This window comes from Terribacillus saccharophilus (assembly GCF_002272075.1).
Taxonomy (GTDB): Bacteria; Bacillota; Bacilli; order Bacillales; family Amphibacillaceae; genus Terribacillus; species Terribacillus saccharophilus_A.
Genome location: NZ_NPBJ01000015.1, coordinates 25,340 through 48,660, shown reverse-complemented (window position 1 = coordinate 48,660; position 23,321 = coordinate 25,340). Strand labels below are relative to the sequence as shown.

The following is a 23,321-nucleotide window of genomic DNA, read 5'->3' as shown; positions in this document are numbered from 1 at the left end:
AATGGAAGAAATGGAAATGCGGGAAGGAGGCGGCATTGTGCTGCAGGCTGTGCATCATATTGCAATTATTTGTTCGGATTATACAGAATCCAAGCGATTTTATACAGAGATATTAGGCTTACAAATTATACGAGAAGTATACCGAGAGGAGCGGGATTCCTATAAGTTGGATCTCGCCCTTGGGGATACATATGTAATTGAATTGTTTTCCTTCCCAAATCCGCCGGCACGTCCTAGTTACCCGGAAGCATCTGGGCTTCGGCATCTTGCTTTTACAGTAGATGATGTTGAAAAGGAAGTAGCTCGACTTCTAGCAATGGGTGTGAAGACGGAACCTGTTCGGATTGATCCTTTCACAGAAAAAGCATTTACTTTCTTCCAGGATCCTGATGGATTACCAATTGAACTGTATGAAGAGGAGGCCGCCAAGAAGTGAAAAAGGAAACGCTGCTGATCGGGACATTCATCCTTTTCCTTGGCATTGCCGTCTCAGCATTCTTCTATGTGCAGAACAAATCAGTGACGAGCAGTTCTCTTAAAGCGAATGAACAGAAAGAGCAGTCTTATGCTGCTAAAGCGAAACTAACGGAAGAACCAAAAGAAGTGAAGATCGAGCATATAGATGGTGAGTTTGCCCTCCAAAAGGAAATGATCACAGTGGAGGATGAAGAAGAAGTTGAATTAGAGCCTGAAACGGAGGAAGAAGTGCTGACAACTGAAGAACCTGTTGTTGCAGAAGATGACACAGAGGCGGGTTTTAGCTCTGATTCTGCTTATCAAGCACCAAGCTCTAGCTATACAGCACCAGCAAGCAGTTCACCTAGTTACAGTGGAAACAGCAGCTCCAGCAGTTATAGCGGAGGATCTTCTAACAGGGGCTCATCCAGTGGAAGTTCATCCAGCGGAAGCAGTTCGAGCGGCAAAGGTTCTTCTGGAGAGAAAACGGAGGAGCCTACAGCTGAGGAATCTGTTCCTTCAAAAGAACAACCAGCGGATAAACCAGTTGAAGAATCTAAGCCGCCTGTAATAGAAGAACCAGGAGACAAACAGGAGTCAGATTCTCCACCAGAAGAGCAGCCGGATCCATCCAATGACCCTGTTGATGGTGAAGAGCAAGACGGAAATAACGAAGAAGCATAATAATGTAGGACAGTCGCACAATTGTGCGGCTTTTCTTTTAGGGACAATGTTACGAGAGCTTCAGTTTGGGTAATATGGAGAGAAAGGCTTTCGACGCGGGGGGGATTTGTTATGAAGACAAAATATTATGCCATTATTGATATAGGGTCAAATACGATGCGCCTTGTCGTGTATTTACGTGACAAGAGCGGCAGAATTAAAGAAAAAGAGAATGTGAAGGTTGTCGCGCGTTTGCGCAATTATTTGACTGCAGAGGGTGTCCTGGATGAAAAGGGAATCCAGACATTGGTTAAGACACTTCGCAGTTTCCAAGAAGTAACGCGTTTTTATGAGCTGGAATCAACGACATGTGTGGCAACGGCAACCATCCGTCACGCGAAGAACCAGCAGGAAATACTAGAGCTGGTAGACGAAGAAACTGACTTCACTATCAGGGTTCTATCAGACTATGAGGAAGCCTATCTCGGTTATTTAGCAGTGGCCAACAGCACGCCGTTCCAGGATGGAATCACTGTTGATATCGGAGGCGGCAGCACCGAGGTGACGTATTTTGAGAATCGTAAGCTGCGATTCTATCACAGTTTCCCATTTGGAGCTCTATCGCTGAAGCGGCAATTTGTTGCAGGAGAGAAGCCGACTGAGGAAGAACTGGAGCATATCAATACGTTTGTATGTGAACAGCTAAAGACATTGGATTGGCTGCCGGACAAACAGCTGCCGATCATCGCTATTGGCGGCAGCGCACGGAATGTCGTCCAGATACATCAAGAAAAAGTCGGCTATCCATTAGCTGGACTGCATCAATATAAGATGAAGAAGCAAGATATTGAAGACCTGGAATCAGAGCTTGCTCCACTTAGCTTTTCCGAGCTGCAGAAGGTAGACGGTCTTTCGAAGGATAGAGCAGATATCATCCTGCCGGCGATACAAGTATTCCGCTGTTTGCTTGATATTGTAGGAACAACAGATTTTGTCCTCAGCCGGAAAGGATTGCGGGACGGATTGCTGTATGAAGTGCTACATCGCCGTAATGAGATGACATTATTCACCGAAGTACAGGAACGCAGCTTCGAGGAGCTGGCAAAGGATTTCGAGATTGATCGAACGCATGCACTGCAGCGCCAGAACACAGCTGTATTGCTAGCAAAGCTAGTGGAGAAAAAAGGTCTAGTGGAATTGAATGACCATGATACGTTCCTATTGAAATACGCAGCATATGTTTATAATGTTGGAGCTTATATCGATACCGAATCTGGAAATCAGCACACATTCTACCTGTTGGCAAACCGGACGATTGATGGTTTGCTGCATAAAGATCGCATTATCCTGGCGCTGCTTTCATCCTTCAAGAATAAATCATTTTATAATCGCAACGCAGAAGTATTCCAATCCTGGTTCAAGGAAGAGGAGCTGGCGCATTATCGGTTGCTTGGAGCGATTATCAAACTGGCAAACAGTTTGCATGCGACAAAGCGGAATATTGTAGCTGACATTGAATTGCAGGAGGACGGAGACGATCTGCTGCTTACCGTAATATGCAATAAAGATTGGCGTGCAGAATGGTATCAAGTAGAAAAACAGAAAAAACATTTGGAAAAGCAACTGCGAAGGAATGTAGAGCTCCTTTTCCGGGAAGATACCCATTCCTATATCAGTTAAAATTTACAATAACTTCATAATCACTTTTTTTGCTGACTGATATACTAGAAGTGAAGAATACTGTCGAAAAGTGGTGCATGGAAATTGAGAACAGAGGAACAGCTGCGGGTGGAATTGAGCAGCCCGAAAAATTACAATAACCGAGAGTTGAGCTGGCTTGCTTTTAATGAACGAGTGCTAGAGGAAGCGCTTGATGAGCGCAACCCTTTGTTGGAAAGGCTAAAGTTCCTGTCGATTTTCAGTTCCAATTTGGATGAGTTTTTCATGGTGCGAGTGGCTGGTTTAAAGGATCAAGTGAAAGCCGGTTTTAACCGTCCGGAGAACAAGGCTGGTATGACACCGAAACAGCAGCTCCAGAAAATCGGAGCAAAAGCACACCGTCTAGTAGAAATGCAGAACAGTTTGTTCCAGGATGCCATCATTCCGGAATTGAAGGAAGAAAAAGTAGAACTATTGAATATGGAGCAGCTGTCCAGTGCCCAGCTGCTCCGGTTGGAAACTTATTTTGAAGAAGAGATATTCCCGGTGCTTACGCCGATGGCAGTCGATGCTTATCGTCCGTTTCCGATGCTTTTGAACAAAAGTCTTAATCTGGCTGTATCCTTGTTGGACGAGCATGAATTGGATGAATCCGCTCAGCAAAAGACAGCGATCGTACAAGTGCCAGCTGTCCTGGACCGTTTTATCCAGTTAGAGGACACAAAGGAAGATGAACTCCATTTCGTTTTGCTGGAAGACATCATCAGTCACTATAGTTATAAATTATTCCGTGGCTATCAGATCAAGTCTGTCACTGTCTTCCGGATCACACGTAATGCCGACATGACTATCCATGAAGAAGGTGCACGTGATTTATTGAAAGAAATTGAGAAAGAACTCAAGAAACGTAAATGGGGAGCAGCTATCCGGCTGGAAATTCCGAAACAGGAATATGATTATAAGATGGTCACCTTCCTGACAGAGACATTGGATATTCACCGGAAGGATGTCTATGAGATCGATGGGCCGATTGATATGACAAGAATGATGCAGTTCTACAAGCTTGTTGCAGCAAAACGGGAGCACCTTGTCTATGAGACGCTCATCCCGCAGCCGCCTGCTGAAATTGGGACAGATGAGAATTTATTCGATGCCACCAATGATCGAGATATTTTCCTGCACCATCCATATGAATCATTCGAGCCTATTGTTGATTTCGTTTCGAAAGCAGCAGATGATCCCGATGTGCTGGCGATCAAGCAGACGCTCTACCGGGTGAGCGGCGATTCCCCTATCATCGATGCATTAAAGCGGGCAGCGGAAAAAGGAAAGCAAGTTACCGTTCTGTTCGAGCTAAAAGCGCGCTTTGACGAAGAGAATAATGTGCAGTGGGCAAAGGAACTAGAAAAGTCCGGCTGTCATGTTATTTATGGCATGACCCATTTGAAGACACATAGTAAAATCACGCTTGTTGTGCGAAAGAAGCATACCCGGATCGAGCGCTTTGTTCATCTTGGAACAGGGAACTATAATGATCAGACGGCCAAGCTGTATACAGATATGGGGCTGTTCACCTCCAAGCGAAAGTTCGGAATCGATGCAACGAATTTTTTCAATTATCTGAGCGGCTACACAGAGAAGCCAACCTTCCATCATCTTTCGGTAGCTCCATTTGATATCCGTTCTGATATCATCTCAATGATTGATGAGGAAATTCGCTTACATAAGCGTCATGGTAACGGGCGAATCATTATGAAAATGAACTCAATTACGGATAAGCCTATTATTCAGAAATTATATGAAGCATCTATTGCCGGGATTCAGATAGACTTAATTATCCGTGGTATCTGCTGCCTGCGTCCTGGGATAAAGGGCGTCAGTGAAAATATACGTGTACGGAGTATTGTCGGGCGATATTTAGAGCATACGCGAATCTATTATTTCCATCATAATGGAGAGGAAAAGATACAGCTTTCCTCGGCTGACATGATGACGAGGAATATGGAGAAGCGGGTGGAAATCCTTTTCCCGATTTTCGACGGACCTATCAAGCGACGAATTCGCGGAATACTCGATGTCATGCTGCGAGATAATAGCAAAGCAAGAGAACAGGATGAAAACGGCGTCTATCATTATGTGACGCGTGGCGATCAGGAAGAGCTGGTAGATAGTCAGCTGATTCTATTTAATGAAGCCTATCAAGTGATGGATGACGAAGAATGAGAATAGGATGCAGTAGCGTCCTATTTTTTTTGTCTTTCGACAGAATCTGCTGGGAATTATTGCTATAATGGATTCTAGCAATCTTAAACTGGAAATTCATTCTAGCAGAGGAGTGGAAGGCAGTGAAGGCATTTTTCATTACTTTAATATGTATTTGTGTACTTGCGATAGTCGGTACTGGCATCTACTTCTTCCTATCTCAGGAAGAAAACGATACGGCAAACAGTGAAGAAAGAGTACCGCCGGTTCAATCACAAATGCCAACTGAAGCGAAAGACAAAGAACTGAAACCAGTAGAAAAAGGAGAAGGAGCTTCTCAGCTGGAGGAACTATCTGGCGTTACGAAGGACTTCCTTTCTACGTTCACATACGAGCCCTATGATGAACAAATAGCTTATCAGAACGAAGAACTAGTCAAACAAATTATTAGTGACCAGCATGCGTATTTGAATGATCTGACCGGCTGGGGGCATATCGATAATGTAGATATCGGCTACCTGGCTCAATCAGAGGAATGGCAGCAGCTGCAGGAGGATGTCGAAAGGCTTCGAACAGAAGGCTTCGCCCCATCGGAAGCTGTTAACGACATGTGGAACGCAGAAGCATTCATGCGAATTGCAACAGACAGCGCAGATCTGAACAGCCTCCGATATGTACATCGGATTTTCCATGATATAGATGCGGAGATCAATGGAGCAGAAGTGGATAAGGTATGGGGTGCAACACGTGCGTTTGGAGCAGAAACAGAAACGCAGGAGCTCTATGCGTATATAAAGGGATAATAAGAGAAGCAGAGGGATATGTATATCCTTCTGCTTTTTTCTCTAAGATAAATGAAAGGGAAAACGGAAAAGCATGACGTTATTACTAAATGTAAGCGTTGAACACAAAAAAAATTATTGAAATAGATACATAAAAGTTATGTTCTTTTCGAATATATTTTATAGTCGGCAAGTCACGTAATATAGCGCGTATTCACTTAAATAAAGGGCTTTCAAAAGAATCCATTACTAAAGTTGGAGTATTTTACTTGAAAATCAGGACAAAAAGCGTATAATATTACCATATACTAGAAAGCGGGTGTAAGTATCAAGTTTTTCTACAAACTCGTATGCAAAATGCGAGGGCGGCATAAGATTGACACAATTACAGATTCTTGTAAATGTGGCTACGTAAGAAGTTATCGACAAGAGCAACACGAAATGAAGGATTTCTATCTTAAAGCCCGCTAACTCAACCATATAATTAAACAATGTTAATACCCCCTCCTTATTGGAGGGGGTATTTTAATCCACTTATTGTATTCAAGTAAAACCATCTTTTAAAAAATCATGCAGTATCTGAATCAGCTGTCTCTGTCAGGAACCTCAACCCTGCCAAATATTTGCGTCCGCGCTTTTGCACCCATTGGACACGGACATCACTTTCGCGGAAGCTGTTATGATCAGCGTGCAGACGCAGAACTTGACCTGGTTTAATTGGTTTTCTCAATTCGACTTGGCAGCCGCTCAGACTGTAATCGACTAGAGTGGTTTCCACTTTACCTTTATCCGCAAAATAAAGGACGCCTGGTACCGAGATAGTTTCCCTGATGCTCTGCCGCTCGGATTGTTTCGGTTCAGCTCGTGTTTGGCGGAAGAAGCGGGAAGTTGCATTCCATAATGTTGAATTTACATACTCCCGGCTGGAATAGATGTCAGGTGCATCGACGAATAGAATTTTAACAAGGGCACGGTACTGCTCTTTGGTTACATCCTCGAAGGATACGCCGGCATAGTAGCTCTTTCCTTGCTGGGACACCCAGTGCTTGTGGAGCTTCAAGCCTTGGAGTGAACCTGCCGATAGTATCAGTGTACTTCCAGCAGACAGCAGGTCAGCAGCTTTCGTATCAAGCAGTTCCAAACGAGCGCCGTATTCGCTTAAGTCGATGATTCGCACTGGGTGTGTCCTGTCAGTCACGCTGTCTTGTAGTTCTGCGTCAAGTGTCACGTCAAAGCGTTCCGCTTCACGAAATCGTGGTCGTTCCACCGAAATGATCAAAGCCATGACGAGTGCAACAGCATTATACAGCACCCAGAAAATATTGATATAAAGCATATCGACACTATCGTAAAGCTGTATTGGTGTATAAAGGTCGATTCCGATCATGATCATGCTGATGATGCTCATTGCGAGCAGAATGACATATGGTGTGCTTGTCCGCCAGAGGAAATGACGGCGATTATTCAATATACCTTTGCGGGTGACATTGAATTTAATCGATTTTCGGAAGAATAGTTCCGTAAGTACCGATACAGCCATGTATGGGGCAAGTGCCACTTCATAAATGTGACTCCAGATCGTCGTACGTTTATTATCTGCCATTCGGCGAAAAGCAAGCTGTGATGATAGGAACGCCGGCAGCCAGAACAATAATAGAGTCGAGAAATCAGTTTGCAGACTATAAATGGAGAATAGCAGGAACAACAAAGGTGCCAGCAAATAAACCATCTTATAGATACCGAAGAACCAGTAATGAATACCGTCCATGTACAATAAACGCTGCATGAAGCTAAGACCTTTGATTGTGAGCGGATTCCATTTCCGGATAACTTGGATATTTCCGCGACACCAGCGGTCACGCTGTTTCAAGAGATCGGCATACGTCTCAGGGGACAAGCCAACAGCTAAAGTTTCATTAACAAAGACCGTTTTTTGCCCATTTGTCTGGAGAAGCATACCTGTTGCCATATCTTCGGTAATGACGCCTGTTGCGAATCCGCCGATTTCCTCTAATGCACTGCGGCGGAACAAGGCATTACTTCCGACATACATCGTTGCATTGAAGCGATCCTTACCTTCTTCCAAGCGGCGCATGAAGAAGTCTTGTTCATTCGTAATATTATCCTCGAAGAAAAGATTGTACTGAAACGCATCTGCATTGTAAAACACTTGAGGTGCCTGGATGAATGATACTTTTTCGTCGGTAAAGTAGCCAAGCGTTCGCTCAAGGAAATTGGCGCGTGGCACCATGTCTGCATCCATCGTGACGATGATTTCGCCGTCTGTTTTTGTCATAGCGTGGTTCAAGTTTCCGGCTTTCTGATGTTTGTTATCGGGACGATCAATATAATACGCGTCCATTGATTCAGCCAGCTGGCGGATTTCTGCTCGTCTGCCGTCATCACAGACGTAAATTTTGAGCTTTTCCTTAGGATAAGTCATCATCTGACTCGCAGCGATTGTTCGCTTTAAGAGGTCAGCAGGTTCATTGTAGGTGGCAATATACACATCTACAGTCGGCAGCTCTTGGAATTCCGAAAGCGGAATTGTTTTCCGTTGGAACGGTTTCCAGGAGAGAATGGTAAAGACAACGGATTGTAAATAACCAGCCCATTCGGTCACGAGCAGAAAAATACCGAGTATCAGACTGAGTATGCCTATCGTCGGCAGGGTGAATGCTGTCCGCCAAATCAAGTAAACGAGGTTAATAGCTAGAAAGGCTGCCAGCAGCAAATATTTAGCAGCTAAATGCTTTCGTGCTAAAGCATAAAGAACGAGCAAAACGACTGTGGAAGCGATTAGCCAAATGATTTCTGAAGTTTGCAAGATGTATCACTTCCTTGCTTAGAATAATAGTTTTCGTTTCAGTGTGTTATAGGCCTTCTTCGGCTGTCCGTTTTCATCGAAAAGTAGCGGTTTGCCATTAGGGGATTCCTGCTCGGTAACCCAGCTGTGATTATCGGATATGCCCCATACGGTGAACTCTCCACAGGCAGGAGTATCCAGACAAACTTCCATCACGTCACCGAATCGTTCAGCTTGGACATTTTTTGCATCCCCATTATTCAGATTCTGCAGCTTCACATCCATTTCTGTGACGGCGATATCGAAGCCTGCATCTTCTATGCGGGTAAACCATTCCTGTATGCGATTCTTTGAAAAGCGAGGGTCAGCTGCATCTACATGCGTTTGCATGCCAATACCGTCAATTGGAATGCCGTCTTTCTTCCAATTGCTCAAGGCTTCCAGCATTGCTTCTGACTTGGCGTTGGACATTTCATTACCATAGTCATTGTAATAGAGCTTGGCATCTGGATTGGCCTCGCGGGCCCACTGGAAGGCGAGGGGGATATAATCAGGTCCAATCGTGCGGAGCCAAATCGTATCCCGTAAAGTGCCATCATCATTCCACGCTTCGTTGACAACATCAAATGTGTCGATGCTGCCCTTGTAGTGCGTAACAAGCTCCTGAATATGGGTTTTGAGTACTTGCTCTGCTGAGGCGCGATCTACAACCTGTTGGGATACCCATTCTGGGAGTGCTTCTCCCCAAACAAGCACATGTCCCCGGAGCTTGATGTCATGCTCCTCTGCCATTTGCACCATCTCATCTACTTTTACAAAATTGAAGGCTCCTTGCTCTGGCTGCATCGCATCCATCTTCATCTCGTTCTCGATAGTCCAGCTGGAGAATTCGGTGGTGGCAAGTCTTTGATATGTATCATCCTCCAGCAGCGGATCATAACGAATCGAGGAGCCTATAAGCAGATTGTCGTCTTGGGCAAGTTTGCGCAGCGTCTGTTTTTCCATTAGATATCCTCCTATGGCAATTCCGATAATGAGGATTGCTCCTCCGATCCAAATCCATTTACGCTTTTTCACAAGAAGCCCTCCAGTATTTATATAGTAATTATCGGATGGGATCGGCAATTAAGTGCCTTTTTCCAAAAGTACCCTCTAGTAAACCAGCCCATCCTAAAATGTAACTTTCCTCACATGACTATTTTTGTGTATTTTACACAAAAACTCTGAAATTGTTTGTCTTTTCTGCATATTGAAAGCCCTTCAATAGATTTCTACAATAAAGGTATAGCACATGTGCAAGTGGATTGGGAGGTGTCACAGTTGGAAGCTTTATCTCGCAATTTTTTCTTGTATTTATCAAAAAATCAGCCGTTGAATAAACTGGCTAATTTATATGGCATTCGAATGGTCAAAGGAAAAATCGTCGGAGGTGTGTCCTTCGATCAAGCAGTTCCGTTTATCCAGCAATTGAATCAAACAGGGATGAGTGTGACAGTCGATCATCTTGGTGAATACGTTGCTGATCCGCAAACAGCTGTAAAACGAGCTGGTGAAGCAGTTGAAGCTCTTGAGCTGATTAAGTCTGCAAATCTGGATGCACAAGTATCCTTAAAATTGACGTCATTGGGACTTGATATCAGTGAAGAACTTGTCCGTTTGAATCTTCGTCGCATCCTGACGGCTGCTGATCGTCTGGATGTGATGGTGACAATCGATATGGAGGATTCAGAACGCTGTCAAAAGACACTGGATTTGTTCCATGAGCTGAAAGCAGACTATCAGAATGTTAGTACCGTCATACAGGCGTATCTTTACCGCAGTAGTGATGATCTTGACAGACTGCAACATTTGCAGCCGTTCATTCGTTTAGTCAAAGGGGCATACAAAGAACCGAAATCTGTCGCTTTCCCAGAAAAACGGGATGTAGATGCGAATTATCGTAAGCTGATTGCAAAGCAGCTGGACAGCGGCAGCTATTCAGCGATTGCGACGCATGATGATCGGATGGTGTCCTTTGTTAAACATTATGCTCTAGAAAAAGGGATAGGGAAAGACAAATTTGAGTTTCAAATGCTATACGGCATGCGTCAGCAGCTGCAGCAGGAGCTGGTCAAGCAAGGCTATAAGGTCAGGATTTACTTGCCTTATGGTGATGATTGGTATGGCTATTTCATGCGCAGGCTGGCAGAGCGACCGGCGAATATTGCATTCGCATTCAAAGGTATGACCCAAAAATAAAGGAAAAGGAGCGATTGATCATGACGACACCTTATAAACATGAACCGTTCACCGATTTTACAGAGGAAAAAGAGCAGCAGGCTTTTCATAAAGCGCTGGAGCAGGTACAGAAGGTGATGGGAGAATCGTACCCGCTTGTGATTGACGGTGAAAAAGTGACGACCGATGAGAAAATCGTCTCTATCAATCCAGCGAACAAAGAAGAAGTAGTCGGCGAGGTTTCCAAAGCTTCTCAGGAGCATGCGGAACGTGCCATCGAGGCAGCGGCAACAGCTTTTGAAACATGGCGTTATACGAAGCCTGAGGAACGTGCACATATACTGATGCGCGCAGCAGCGATAGTTCGTCGCAAAAAGCATTATTTCTCAGCGCTTCTCGTTAAGGAAGCAGGTAAGCCATGGAAGGAAGCAGACGCGGATACAGCAGAAGCAATTGATTTCATGGAATATTATGCACGTCAGATGATAGAGCTTGCCCCTGGTAAAGCTGTCATGTCACGTGAAGGTGAAGCAAACCGCTACATCTACACAGCAACGGGCGTAACTGTCGTTATTTCACCATGGAACTTCTTGTTTGCTATCATGGCTGGTACAACTGTTGCGCCGCTAGTGACAGGTAACACGGTTGTTCTCAAGCCGGCAAGTGCAACACCTGTCATCGCTGCTCAGTTCGTTGAAGTGCTAGAGGAAGCTGGAGTTCCAAAAGGCGTTATTAACTTCGTACCAGGAAGCGGCGCCGAAGTAGGCGATTATCTTGTTGAGCATCCGAAAACAAGCATCATTACGTTTACAGGCTCACGTGATGTCGGCACACGTATTTTCGAAAAAGCAGCCAAGGTACAGCCAGGACAGCAGCATCTAAAACGTGTTATTGCAGAAATGGGCGGGAAGGATACAATCGTTGTTGATGAAGATGCTGATATCGAACTTGCAGCAGATGCAATCGCAGTTTCCGCATTCGGCTTTGCCGGACAAAAATGCTCGGCTGGCTCTCGTGCTGTTGTTCATGAGAAGGTATACGACGCTGTGCTTCAGCGCGTTATTGAAATTACAGAATCCCGTATTACTGCAGCACCAGAAAGTGCAGATGTGTACATGGGACCAGTCATTGATCAAGATTCGTTTGATAAGATTACCGAATATATCGAAGTCGGCAAACAGGAAGGTAAGCTCGTAAGCGGCGGTTCCAGTGATGACAGTAAAGGCTTCTTCATCCAGCCGACCATCTTCTCTGAGTTGTCACCGACATCCCGCATCATGCAGGAAGAAATCTTCGGACCAGTCCTTGGCTTCTCTAAAGTATCCAGCTTCGAGGAAGCAATCGACGTTGCCAATAACACCGAGTACGGCCTAACTGGCGCAGTCATTACAAAAAACAGAGCCCACATCGAATATGCTAAAGCACGATTCCACGTCGGCAACCTGTACTTCAACCGCAACTGCACCGGCGCCATCGTAGGCTACCACCCATTCGGCGGCTTCAAAATGTCAGGAACCGACTCCAAAGCCGGCGGCCCGGATTATTTGCAGCTTCATATGCTGGCGAAGACTGTTAGTGAGATGTATTAACGAAAAGCGAAGGAAATCGTTTAGAAACGGAGGAATAAGTGAGGGAGCCCGGAGTAAGGTGTATTTTCCTTACGTAGGATTCATCGCTTAGGCCGCAGTTTCTGGTTTCCGTAGCTAGACAACACAGAAAAGCGTAAAAGACCGGTTAGAAACGTAGGAATAAGTAAGGGAGCCCGGAGTGGGTGAATTCCTCACCCAGGGATTCATTGCTTACAGCGCAGTTTCTGATTTCCGTAGCTAGACACCATCGAAAAGCGTAAAAGACCGTTTAGAAACGTAAGGATAAGCGAAAAAGCCCGGAGTAAGGTGATTTTTCTTACGCAGGGTTTAATTGCTTCCGACGCAGTTCCTGGCTTTCGCAGCTAGACAGTCCACCAAGCAAAACTCGTCCAAAAACGAAGAAAAGCGTGCCATCACAGGCACGCTTTTTATATATGGGGAAATAAAAAAAGAAGGAAGATAGAGGAGAAGGGGTTAGCCGTCTAACTCTTCTTCGTTCTCTGGGTCACTTAATCTTGTCAGCCAGTCTCTGAACTCAGCATCATCTTTGCAATGAATTACCTTTGGTGTCTCTTCTAGTTTGTTACGCATGTTACATCTCTCCTTTTCGGTGTTTCACCCAGATTATACCCGATGCAGGATATATTGAAACCAATTTTACAGACTCTTCATCAATCTAACAAACACTTTGTAAAGTTATCTCCCAGACAATTTTTAGGATACAGACTTTACAAGCTGTGCCTCATCATGTATGATTTAAATCGTAACAATTACGAATTAGGTTTGAGAGGTGAATAATGTCTAATAGAACAAATAAGATTCCAGTCACTATTTTGACGGGATTTTTAGGAGCGGGGAAGACAACGTTATTGAACCGCATTCTTCGTGACGTGCGAAGTAGTAACACGGCCGTTATCATCAATGAATTTGGTGAAACAGGAATCGATGGAAAGTTTGTCGAGGAAACGAAGGAAGAAATAGTTGAAATAAATAATGGCTGCATTTGCTGCAATGTACGTGGTGATTTAATTAGAATACTCAAAGACATGCTCGTTCGTGCGCATAAAGATGGAACCGAGCTTCAGCGCGTGATCATTGAGACGACAGGCTTGGCAAATCCTGCGCCTGTTATTCAGACTTTCTTGATGGACGATGTTATGCGGTACTGGTTTGAGCTGGATAGTGTGTGTACAGTCGTGGACGCTTTACATACCGACAGACAATTGAATGCTCACGCAGTTGCTCGGGAGCAGATTGCTTTTGCAGATAAAATTATCATAAATAAACAAGATCTTGTTTCAGAAGAAGAGCTGAAACTACTATCAACACGCATGCAGGGAATGAATCCAGAAGCGGAAGTTTTCTTCACACAAAACAGTTCTGTTCCATTATTTAAATTGCTTGATGTATTCAGTTTTTCGCTTGATCAAAAATTGAGTGTTCGTCCTGACATTCTGGATCACCATCACCACCATCATGATGACATTCAAGCAATCGTGCTGAAGGATAAGCGGCAGATCGACCCGAAGCGTTTGGATATGTGGTTCTCTTATTTGGTTCAAGTGAAAGGTGAAAGCTTATTCCGCTATAAAGGTATTCTCCATGTGAAAGGGCAGAGCAGACGAGTGCTTTTCCAAGGCGTGCATATGCTGTTTGCAAGTACAACCGACAGAGAGTGGAAGCAAGGAGAAGAAAAGCAGAATGAACTGGTTTTTATAGGAAGAGAGCTGGATGAAGAAGAACTGCGGACTGGTTTTGCTTATTGTCTTGGTGATATAGACGATTTTCTTACAAAGGGCGCGTAAAGTTCGAAAAAAATTTCGTTATTTTCAAATCGTAACAATTACAATTAGGAGGAATGAAATGAACAAGAAAATACCTGTAACAGTTTTAAGTGGGTACCTGGGAGCAGGGAAAACAACGCTGCTAAATCATATTCTGCACAATCGTGAAGGCTTGAAGGTTGCGGTCATTGTCAACGACATGAGCGAAATTAATATCGATGCAGGATTGGTAGAAAACGAAGGTACTTTATCACGAGTAGATGAACAGTTGGTTGAAATGTCCAATGGCTGTATTTGCTGCACACTGCGGGATGATTTACTGGTCGAAGTAGAGAAGCTGGCGAAGAATGGCAGCTTTGACTATATTCTCATTGAATCAAGCGGCATTAGCGAACCTGTACCTGTTGCGCAGACATTTACGTATATCGATGAGCAGTTGAATATTAATCTGTCAGACTTTACGACTTTGGACACGATGGTGACAGTAGTGGATGCGAACCGGTTTTGGCATGATTTCGGCTCCGGGGAGAGTTTGTTGGATAGACAGCAGGAGGTTGCTGAGAATGATGAACGAGAAATTGCAGACCTATTGCTTGATCAGATTGAATTTTGTAATGTGCTGATCCTGAATAAATGTGATCTTGTGGAAGAAAAGGCCTTGCGTGAATTGAAGCATGTGCTGCGTTTGTTACAGCCGGAGGCAAAAATCATTGAAGCAACACAAGTGAATCCTAAGGAAATATTGTCTACCCAGTTGTTTGACTTTGAGAAAGTGAGCTCGTCTGCGGGCTGGCTGAAAGAACTGGAGAATGGGCCTGAACAGCACACGCCTGAAACCGAAGAATATGGCATCGGATCATTCACATATGTCCGGCAGCATCCTTTTCACTCAGAACGCTTTATGCAATTCGTAGAAACGATGCCAGATAACATCATTCGATCCAAAGGGATCACTTGGTGTGCGACGCGTAATCAATTCGCTCTACTGCTTTCACAAGCTGGACCAGCAGCGAATATCGAACCAGTATCTTATTGGGTTGCTTCCTTGGAAGAAGAACGGCAGGAGTTCATCCGAAGGGAAAATCCAACCATCAATCAAGAGTGGCATCCCGAATATGGAGACAGAAAAACGCAGCTTGTGTTCATCGGAACAGATTTAGATCAGCAAGCAATAACTGAGGAACTAGACAGCTGCCTGCTGACGGAATCAGAGCTGACAGAAGATTGGTCACAGCTGGCAGATCCTTTTCGCTGGAATATCCAAACAGCACACTAAGTAGGAGGAAAAAATAATGGCAAAGAAATCGAAAATCGCTAAAGAGAAGAAAAGACAGGAAATGGTGATGAAATACGCAGAACTGCGCAGGGAATTGAAAGAAAAAGGAGATTACGAAGCATTACAGAAATTACCTCGTGATTCTTCTCCGACACGATTGAAAAACCGCTGTGAAATTACCGGACGTCCGCGCGGCTATATGCGGCAATTCGGCATGAGCCGGATTAAATTCCGTGAGTATGCTCATAAAGGGCAAGTGCCTGGTGTGCGGAAAGCGAGCTGGTAAGCGGTGGATCAAAGAATACCGGTAACCGTCTTGAGCGGTTACCTTGGAGCAGGCAAGACTACTCTTCTCAATCATTTGCTTGCTAATACGCGGCACCTGAAAATAGGCGTGCTCGTGAATGATATGAGTGAAATTAATATAGATGCTGATTTGGTCGAGCAGGACGGGTTGAAGCGCACCGATGAGAAGCTAATCCAGCTAGAAAATGGGTGTATCTGCTGTACGCTCCGAGAAGACTTAATCATTGAAATCGACAAGCTGGCAGATTTGGATATCGACTATATCATCGTGGAGTCCACTGGGATTTCTGAGCCGATTCCGGTAGCACAAAGCTTTACGTATCAAGAGGATGTACTCGGAATTGACTTGTCTGCCAAATGCCGGCTGGATACGATGGTTACGGTTGTAGATGCGGGGAGCTTTTGGCATGATTATCAATCAGGAGAGTCATTATTGGATCGACAGCAGCAGGCCGTTGAAGAAGACGAACGGGAAATTTCTGATCTACTGCTCGACCAAATCGAATTTGCAGATGTAATTTTGCTTAATAAAGCAGATCAGCTGGATCAGGAAGAACTGCAGCGGTTGTACAGCTTGATGCATACACTGAACCCAGAAGCGGACATCCATCAAACGGAGTATGGGAAAGCAGATCCAGGTTGTATCTTGGATACGAAGAAATTCTCCTTTGAAAAAGCCAGCCAATCTGCCGGCTGGATCAAAGAGCTGAACAGTGAGCATATACCGGAAACTGAGGAGTATGGAATTTCATCTTTTGCCTATCGAAGGCAACGGCCGTTCCATCCAGAGCGTTGGATGAAGTGGCTGGAGAAATGGCCAAGTGAAGTAGTGCGGGCTAAAGGCTTTTTCTGGCTCGCATCTCGCCCGGATACAAGCGGCTTATTATCGCAGGCTGGCCAATCGCTGGCAATCGAGGCTGCGGGACCGTGGATCAGCACGTATTCGCCGGAAGAACAGGAAGCTATACGAGCCGAGGACGAGGAACTAGCCGCTAGATGGCACCCAGAGTATGGAGATAGAATGACGGAGTTAGTTTTTATTGGTATTGGTTTAGATAAAGAAGAAATAACAAGGAGTTTGGATGCGTGCTTACTAACAGATGCGGAAATGAAGCAGGATAGTGCCATATTTTCTGATCCGTTGCCAGCCTTTGTATAGAAAAAATCCGCTTTCCAAATGGAAAGCGGGTTTTTGTTAATCTAATTTAAATTGCTGCAGTTGCTCTTGTAATGTATTGGCATCCTGCTCAAGCTTTTCAGCTAACTCTTTCAATTGATCCATGCTATGGGTTTGGTCTGCTACAGATGCCGTAATTTCTTCTGTACCGGCTGCTGTCTGCTGGCTTATTGCGGCAATTTCGCCCGTATTGGTCGCTAGAGTAGCTTCTCTTTCCATCATGAGTTTCATTTCTTCCTTCGTCCTTGCAGTCAATTCCATGTTATATGCAATTGCCTGCTGGATTTGGATAAAGATTTCTTTTGTATTATTTACGGCTGTTTCTTGTCCGCGGACAACGTCGCCAGTCTTTGTAGCGAAGGCCGCTGTTTCAGCCGTTTCAGATTGGATTTCCTGTACGATAGAACCGATATCGCGAAGTGCATGTTCTGTCTGTTCTGCTAGCTTACGAACTTCATCTGCCACAACAGCAAAACCTTTGCCGCTCTCCCCAGCACGTGCTGCTTCAATTGCAGCATTCAGAGCCAGCAGGTTCGTTTGTCCGGCAATATCTGTAATCGTATTAACGATACCGCTGATATTAGCGGATTTTTGCTGCAGGTTCTGTACAGCTTGTTCTATCTTGCTCGTTGCTTCGATGGCGTCTTTTGATTGCTCAATCAATTGCTGCATCTGTGAACCACCGACTTTAGCCGATTCCGTCATTTCCAGCGCTTCTTCATATACTTGCTGGTTGTGCGCATTCACAAGTTTGATATTCTCAGATAACGCTTCTGTCGCAACAGTATTGCGTTCCATGATTTCAGCCAGACTCGTCGTACCAGCAGAAATTTCTTCCATAGTCGCCGCTACTTCTGCGGAAGTGGCTGCATTTTCTTCTGCATTCGCCGCCAGTGCCTGCGATGCGGACTGAACATTAGATGAGATAGCAGTGTTATGCTGCATCATGCCATGAATGTTACCAATCATATTATTGAAGCTGCTTGATAGATCGCCCATCTCGTCTGCGGATTTATTGTTCATCTGAACTGTTAAATCGCCATCTTCGACTTGTTTCATTTTATCTCGAAGCGTCTTGATAGGTTTAATAACGGAGTTTACAACAAAGAAAGTGACCAGCAGTGCGACTGCCAAAACAATTAAGACAGTAATTAGTAAAGGTGGAATTATCCCTTTTGCATCATCACTAAATTCCTGTGTTGGAACAATTGCGGAGATTGTCCAGCCGGTGCGATCATTTGTTGTAAAAGCCATAGCACGATTTTCATTTTCGAACTCATAATTTACTATTCCTGAGGAGCCGGCCTTCTGTATTTTTTTCCAGAAGTCTTCTTTAGAAGCATCTGTTGCAAGATGCTCTTTATCCGGGTGTGATAAAAATTGACCATTTTTATCAAACACAACTGCATATCCTGTCTTACCAACTTTTACATCTTTAGTTAAGTCAGTAAGTCTGGAGAGATTGAATTCAACAACGACAAGACCCTTTAGTTGGTTATCTGTATCAAAAACAGGTTTTACAGCGTTGACTACAAGTTCTCCGGAACCTTTGGAGATATACGGATCTGTATATCCAGGGTTTTCTTCCAGCTCCATACCTAGTTTGTACCACAGGCGTGTAGTAGGATCAAAATCCTTTCCTAAATCTGCATCCGGATATTGCACCATGTCTCCATTAATTGGCTGATAAAAAATCTTCTCTACATTTGGATTTTGTTTTGTGCTACTTTCTAATGTACGCTCAAGGCGCTCTGGATCATAGTTTCTGATTGAATCCATTGCACTAACGCTATTTACAGTTGATTCAATGTTATCTAGGAATAAGTTATAGATACTATCCAACTGTAGTATGGTCTGATCGCGCATTGTATTTGTCTGACTCTCAAGCATTGTCTCCCGACTAAATTCATAGCTCAAGTAGGCAGTAATCAAACCGGAAAGTATGAACATCGTGATAATTGGATAAAGAATTTTTCGAAGTATTTTGCGTGTGAAGAAATTACCTCTTCTTTTAGTTTCTTCCATAAAAAGTTGATTCCCTCTATTCTAGTTCTGTTTTCTTGTCTTTTATCGGTAGGAAAAAAGAATTATGTAGGTATTTGTGTAGGTATTTTCCGATAGGTAGGAAGATAACGCTTTCTCTCTTAAATAAACGGGAGAAAGGATGCATATTCACGACTAGGCAATCTATTCTGACTCGGTTATGATAAAAGAAAATGCTTAGGGGTATGAGCTATGGAGTTATTCGATCGGGTATTATCCATAAATGACTTGGATGCTGTTATCGATTTGCTTAGCTTCGAGCTGGAGCGGCCAGTGATTGTTGAGAGTGCCGACTATACGTTGCTTGCGTATAATTCGCATTACATCCAACATTTTGATGAAGCGAACCAGCAGACGATTTTCACGAAGAAGTGGACGTTGCCGATTTATGAAACTTTCATAGATGCAGGCGTCGTTAACAAGCTGAAAACATATGAGCGTCCTTTTGTAGTAGAAGCAATGCCGGATATAGGCTTGAATACAAGGATTGTAGTAAGTGCAAAGCATGAGGGCCGCATCATGGGCTACATTTGGATTCAGCAGATGGAGGAACCTTTGCCTGTTGAAGGATTTAGTTTTCTATATGATATTTCCTTTCACATTGGCAGACTTATTTATGACATTCAGAAGTCGAAGCTGAAGCAAGAGGAAAAAGAGGATCAACTTTATCAGAATATTTTTAATAAATTATATAAATCCGCTACTGATTTGGAGTGGGGAGCAAAGGAATTCTGCGTGAAGCTACCCGAACATTTTGCTGTTGCGGCTGTTGAACTGATAACTAAGGACGATAAGCTCCTTTACGATCTCCAGCAGGTTGCCCAGACATCCTTACAGCTTGAGGATAAACTGCACCATGTGCTCACACAGGACGACATACTGCTCATTGTACTCGGCGGAAAGCGAGCTGATGCACCAATCGAAGCATTAGCTAGGGAAGTCATCCAGCGTATCCGTGATTATGTGAAGGATAGAGATACAACTGTCCTGTGCGGCGTCGGCGGTATCTATCAAAATCCTCTCGACTTGCTGAAAAGCGCAAATCAAGCAAAAGAGGTGATTCATGCCAGCAGGCTGACCCATCGTCCAGTCTCTCTTTATTACAAAGAATTGCATGTATACCGGTATCTGCAGGCCATAGCTGACAAAAATGACGAGCTAGGCTATGAAAGTGAACATTTGAAAAAGATTCGAAAGCTTGATCCGAACGATAAGAAGGAACTCTTGAAAACCCTTGAAATATATCTGCTTCATAACTGTAAGATCAAACCTACTGCAGCAGCACTCTTTGTTCATCCGAATACGGTAAATTATCGGATTAATCAGATCAATGAGGCATTGCAGCTTGATTTGACGGATATGCTGCAGAGGTTTCAGCTGCTGCTGGATTTGATGACGAGGGGAAGAGAAGAAAAGTAATTTACGAAAAGGAAGAGTGCTAATGTCTTTTCAAATCGATATCCTTACTGCCAGGGAGTATAGAAAGGGTTTGCAAGCAGATTGTGCAAACTGCTTTGGCTTATGCTGTACAGCACTTCATATTGTGGCATCCAGCGACTTTGCTATAGACAAACCCGCAGGTGTTCCATGTCCTAACCTGGAGTCTGATTTTCGTTGTCAGATCCATAGTGAGCTGAGAGGGAAGGGCTATAAGGGATGTACTGTTTTTGATTGCTTTGGTGCCGGTCAACAAGTCTCTCAAACCACGTTCAATGGACAGGATTGGAGAGAAAGCAAGCAAGTCGCCGAAAAAATGTTCTCTGTCTTCCCAGTGATGGTCCAGCTGTATGAGATGCTAGCCTATGTTACAGAGGCGTTGTCTTACCAAGTGCCGCAGGATCTGCATAAAGAACTCACACTTCAGCTAAAGGAATTGGAAAGTTTAACAAATCTCGATGCTGGCAGCTTGTTAGATTTGGATATAATGGAGCTCCGAATGCCTGTGAATGAGCTGCTCTCCAAGACGAGCAGTCACATCCGAAGTTCTATAACAAACTCCATACCTGGCAACCGAGTATTGGACTATAGAGGTGCAGATTGGATAGGAAAAAATGCAAAAGGGAAAGACCTCAGGGCAGCAGATTTTAGAGGAGCCTATCTGATTGCAGCTGACCTGAAAGATACCGATTTACGGGCTGTCGACTTTATCGGCGCAGATTTGCGTGATGCGAATCTGGAAGGAGCAAATCTGTCTACTAGTATGTTCTTGACGCAGATGCAGATTAATTCGGCAAAAGGAAATAAACAAACAAAGTTGCCTTCCTACCTGGTACAGCCATATCATTGGGCATCTTAAGCAGAGGAGTATGTAGTGATGAAGATCATGCATTATACGATATTGCTATTTTGTCTGGTATTCTTATTTGCTTGCAGTGAAGAAGAAGTTGTTACTATCGGTAATCCAACTGCTGAGGAAATTCTCTTAATGGAAGAGGATGCAGATATACTTCAGCATAATGGAACTGTCTATCAAACAGGTATGGATTGGCTGGATGAGGAAGACGTCACCAAGAAGGAAAAGGTTGGTCAGATCAAAAAGTCTTCCACTGATGGCATATCTTTTGAAGATGGAACTGCCACTCATTTACCTGTTGGGACATCCATTTATTCTATAAACGAGAACGGATCTATCTTGCTGGCAGAAGTGGATGGCGAATTGATTAGATACGCTGTTTTGGCGGAAGGTTGATAGAAATAATAAAGAAGCGGGGCTTGGTTATAATCAGCTAGTTCGCGATTAAAGATAAATAATTTTTTTGCTGGTTTTGATGTGTGCTACTTTTTACGTATCGCATGTTAAGGAGTCTCCGTGTATTTCCATCGCTATTTAGTAGTTACTAATATCTCTTTCATATGGGAGACTTAAACAGCGCAGGCAGAATGCGAAGACTCCTGCGGGAAAAGCACAAGTCGAAGACCCCACAGCGGTGGTTTTCCGCGAGGAGGCTGAGGCTGTGCCCGCGGAAAGCGAAGTATTCTGCCGGAGCGGGATCCTTACGCGTAATTCGAATAAAAAATCCGAACGATGCAAATTTCTCATTTGATTTTGCATCGTTCGGATTTTTATTTGGGCTGTTTTTCTATTGAAAGTCATTCGACAATGCCAACTTATGATAGTAATGGAATTTCTCGATTTGCTGGGCTTCCCACAAGAATTGAGAATAATCGCGGGCATATCGGCGCATCAGGTAGAACAGTCCGTTCTCTTTGAAATAAGTGATAGCTGAATCGTATACATAATCCATTGTGTCACGATCGACATATTTCGCCCAAAGAATGGCGAACTGCCAGCGATACTCTAGATTGCCCTTTTCTTCACATACACGCATGCCAGTTTTGTAATAGGCTTGCGCTTGTTCAGATTTTCCAAGGATATAGAGGGAACGAGTCAGCGTGAACAGTGCTTGTACATACAAGGGATGTTCCGAATAGGTAACGGTCTTCATCAGGTATGGGATACCTTTCTCATCGGCCTGCTGTTTGTGGTACATGAGACCGATATTGAATCCGCAAGCAACAACCATATCTTCCTGTCCGAGTTTTTCAGCAATGGAGAGGGCTTCGAGGAGATTGTTCTCTGCCTTATCGAATTCCCGCAGATCGATTTGGTTTAATCCTTGGAGGGATTTGCAATTGGCTACCTTTAATTCGTATTGTGGATTTTTCGCGTAGATGGATATAGCCTGTTCCAAATGAAAACTGGACAAGGCATTGATGTCCAAATAATAGAATTGCATCGCTTTATTATAATGCAAGCCGGCATGCTCTTCTTCATCCTCAATTGCATGCATATGTAATTCTGCTTTTTCCAATAGATTGATAGCCGTAAAGTATTCTTTTCTGCTGTACTTCACGATTGCCAGAAAACTGTAATAGAAAAAAGACTGGTAATCATTCAGCTCATCCGGATTCAATCTTTGCAGCTTTTCCTCGCAAAGATCAATATCTCCCTTTAGAAAATCAAACCGCGCATCTAGCAGCAAAAAACGATCCCATAGCTCGTCTATAAATTCACCTGCATGCAAAGCGGCATATGCTTCCTCGCGCAGCTTAGCTGATTGAGCTCGGTCGCGTGTTTTTATTGTTTTATGCCATGTGTGTAAATGTGTAACAAATTGTTCCGCGCTTTCAATAACAGCCATATACCAATACTCCTATTAGTCATAATATGCTGGACGGTTAAGGGGGTGGTGTTAATAGACTGCGATTATAAGAAAACTACTTTCATCTGATTCAAAAGCAGCTATACCGTCCCTAAAAAGATAAAGCTAGTTTAACATATTTAGGCATTAGAAGCCTATTCCTATTGCCAAACAAATAGATGATTAATTTCGATAAAAGTATAAACATTTATAATTAAA

18 protein-coding genes are annotated in these 23,321 nt (G+C 43.8%); 14 read left to right on the top strand and 4 right to left on the bottom strand.

Features of this window, described 5'->3' with window-relative positions; all coding sequences use genetic code 11:
- Positions 1–10: 10 nt before the first annotated feature.
- The 5 genes from gloA2 (at position 11) to CHH48_RS08170 (ending at position 5,783) form a co-directional block, all read left to right on the top strand.
- On the top strand, positions 11–436 hold the full coding sequence (gene gloA2, locus CHH48_RS08190; RefSeq protein WP_245840321.1) for an SMU1112c/YaeR family gloxylase I-like metalloprotein: 426 nt from the start codon (positions 11–13) through the stop codon (positions 434–436).
- Complete coding sequence (locus CHH48_RS19475; protein WP_176466374.1) at positions 433–1,140, top strand: hypothetical protein; 708 nt, start codon at positions 433–435, stop codon at positions 1,138–1,140. The genes gloA2 and CHH48_RS19475 overlap by 4 nt, the downstream gene beginning before the upstream one ends.
- 111 nt (positions 1,141–1,251) lie before the next feature.
- A complete protein-coding gene (gene ppx / locus CHH48_RS08180; protein ID WP_095218653.1) occupies positions 1,252–2,799 on the top strand; it encodes an exopolyphosphatase in 1,548 nt (515 codons plus the stop codon).
- A gap of 84 nt (positions 2,800–2,883) precedes the next feature.
- Positions 2,884–5,001 (top strand): RNA degradosome polyphosphate kinase, encoded by a 2,118-nt coding sequence (locus CHH48_RS08175; RefSeq protein ID WP_245840322.1) that lies wholly within the window; start codon positions 2,884–2,886, stop codon positions 4,999–5,001.
- A gap of 122 nt (positions 5,002–5,123) precedes the next feature.
- Positions 5,124–5,783, top strand: coding sequence for a hypothetical protein (locus CHH48_RS08170; RefSeq protein WP_095218652.1), 660 nt, complete (start codon positions 5,124–5,126; stop codon positions 5,781–5,783).
- Positions 5,784–6,330: 547 nt separating this feature from the next.
- Here CHH48_RS08170 and CHH48_RS08160 read toward each other — a convergent pair.
- A complete protein-coding gene (locus CHH48_RS08160; protein WP_095218650.1) occupies positions 6,331–8,589 on the bottom strand; it encodes a glycosyltransferase family 2 protein in 2,259 nt (752 codons plus the stop codon).
- 18 nt (positions 8,590–8,607) lie between these two features.
- Positions 8,608–9,645, bottom strand: a complete 1,038-nt coding sequence (locus CHH48_RS08155) for an endo-1,4-beta-xylanase (RefSeq protein ID WP_095218649.1) — start codon at positions 9,643–9,645, stop codon at positions 8,608–8,610.
- 243 nt (positions 9,646–9,888) lie between these two features.
- Here CHH48_RS08155 and CHH48_RS08150 point away from each other — a divergent pair, with 243 nt between their 5' ends.
- The 6 genes from CHH48_RS08150 (at position 9,889) to CHH48_RS08125 (ending at position 16,899) form a co-directional block, all read left to right on the top strand.
- Entirely contained in the window at positions 9,889–10,806 is a 918-nt protein-coding gene (locus tag CHH48_RS08150; RefSeq protein ID WP_095218648.1) for a proline dehydrogenase family protein, read from the top strand.
- Between the two features lie 20 nt (positions 10,807–10,826).
- On the top strand, positions 10,827–12,374 hold the full coding sequence (gene pruA / locus CHH48_RS08145) for an L-glutamate gamma-semialdehyde dehydrogenase (RefSeq protein ID WP_095218647.1): 1,548 nt from the start codon (positions 10,827–10,829) through the stop codon (positions 12,372–12,374).
- A gap of 797 nt (positions 12,375–13,171) precedes the next feature.
- Positions 13,172–14,179 carry a CobW family GTP-binding protein gene (locus CHH48_RS08140; RefSeq protein WP_095218646.1) on the top strand — a complete coding sequence of 336 codons (1,008 nt, stop codon included), beginning with the start codon at positions 13,172–13,174 and terminating at the stop codon, positions 14,177–14,179.
- A 58-nt stretch (positions 14,180–14,237) separates the two neighbouring features.
- Positions 14,238–15,434 (top strand): GTP-binding protein, encoded by a 1,197-nt coding sequence (locus CHH48_RS08135; RefSeq protein WP_095218645.1) that lies wholly within the window; start codon positions 14,238–14,240, stop codon positions 15,432–15,434.
- 16 nt (positions 15,435–15,450) lie between these two features.
- A complete protein-coding gene (gene rpsN / locus CHH48_RS08130; protein ID WP_095218644.1) occupies positions 15,451–15,720 on the top strand; it encodes a 30S ribosomal protein S14 in 270 nt (89 codons plus the stop codon).
- A gap of 3 nt (positions 15,721–15,723) precedes the next feature.
- Positions 15,724–16,899: a GTP-binding protein gene (locus CHH48_RS08125; protein ID WP_095218643.1), complete on the top strand. Its 1,176-nt coding sequence runs from the start codon at positions 15,724–15,726 to the stop codon at positions 16,897–16,899.
- Positions 16,900–16,935: 36 nt separating this feature from the next.
- On the opposite strand, the gene CHH48_RS08120 is transcribed toward CHH48_RS08125, so the two are convergent.
- Complete coding sequence (locus CHH48_RS08120) at positions 16,936–18,942, bottom strand: methyl-accepting chemotaxis protein (protein WP_095218642.1); 2,007 nt, start codon at positions 18,940–18,942, stop codon at positions 16,936–16,938.
- Positions 18,943–19,152: 210 nt separating this feature from the next.
- On the opposite strand from CHH48_RS08120, the gene CHH48_RS08115 reads away from it, so the two are divergent.
- The 3 genes from CHH48_RS08115 to CHH48_RS08105 are packed head-to-tail and all read left to right on the top strand — an operon-like array spanning position 19,153 to position 21,649.
- Entirely contained in the window at positions 19,153–20,379 is a 1,227-nt protein-coding gene (locus CHH48_RS08115) for a PucR family transcriptional regulator (RefSeq protein WP_095218641.1), read from the top strand.
- Between the two features lie 22 nt (positions 20,380–20,401).
- Complete coding sequence (locus CHH48_RS08110; RefSeq protein ID WP_095218640.1) at positions 20,402–21,256, top strand: pentapeptide repeat-containing protein; 855 nt, start codon at positions 20,402–20,404, stop codon at positions 21,254–21,256.
- Positions 21,257–21,274: 18 nt separating this feature from the next.
- Positions 21,275–21,649, top strand: coding sequence for a hypothetical protein (locus tag CHH48_RS08105; RefSeq protein WP_095218639.1), 375 nt, complete (start codon positions 21,275–21,277; stop codon positions 21,647–21,649).
- A 391-nt stretch (positions 21,650–22,040) separates the two neighbouring features.
- Here the strand turns inward: CHH48_RS08105 and CHH48_RS08100 are convergent, their stop codons facing one another.
- Positions 22,041–23,102: a hypothetical protein gene (locus CHH48_RS08100; protein WP_095218638.1), complete on the bottom strand. Its 1,062-nt coding sequence runs from the start codon at positions 23,100–23,102 to the stop codon at positions 22,041–22,043.
- Positions 23,103–23,321: the final 219 nt, after the last annotated feature.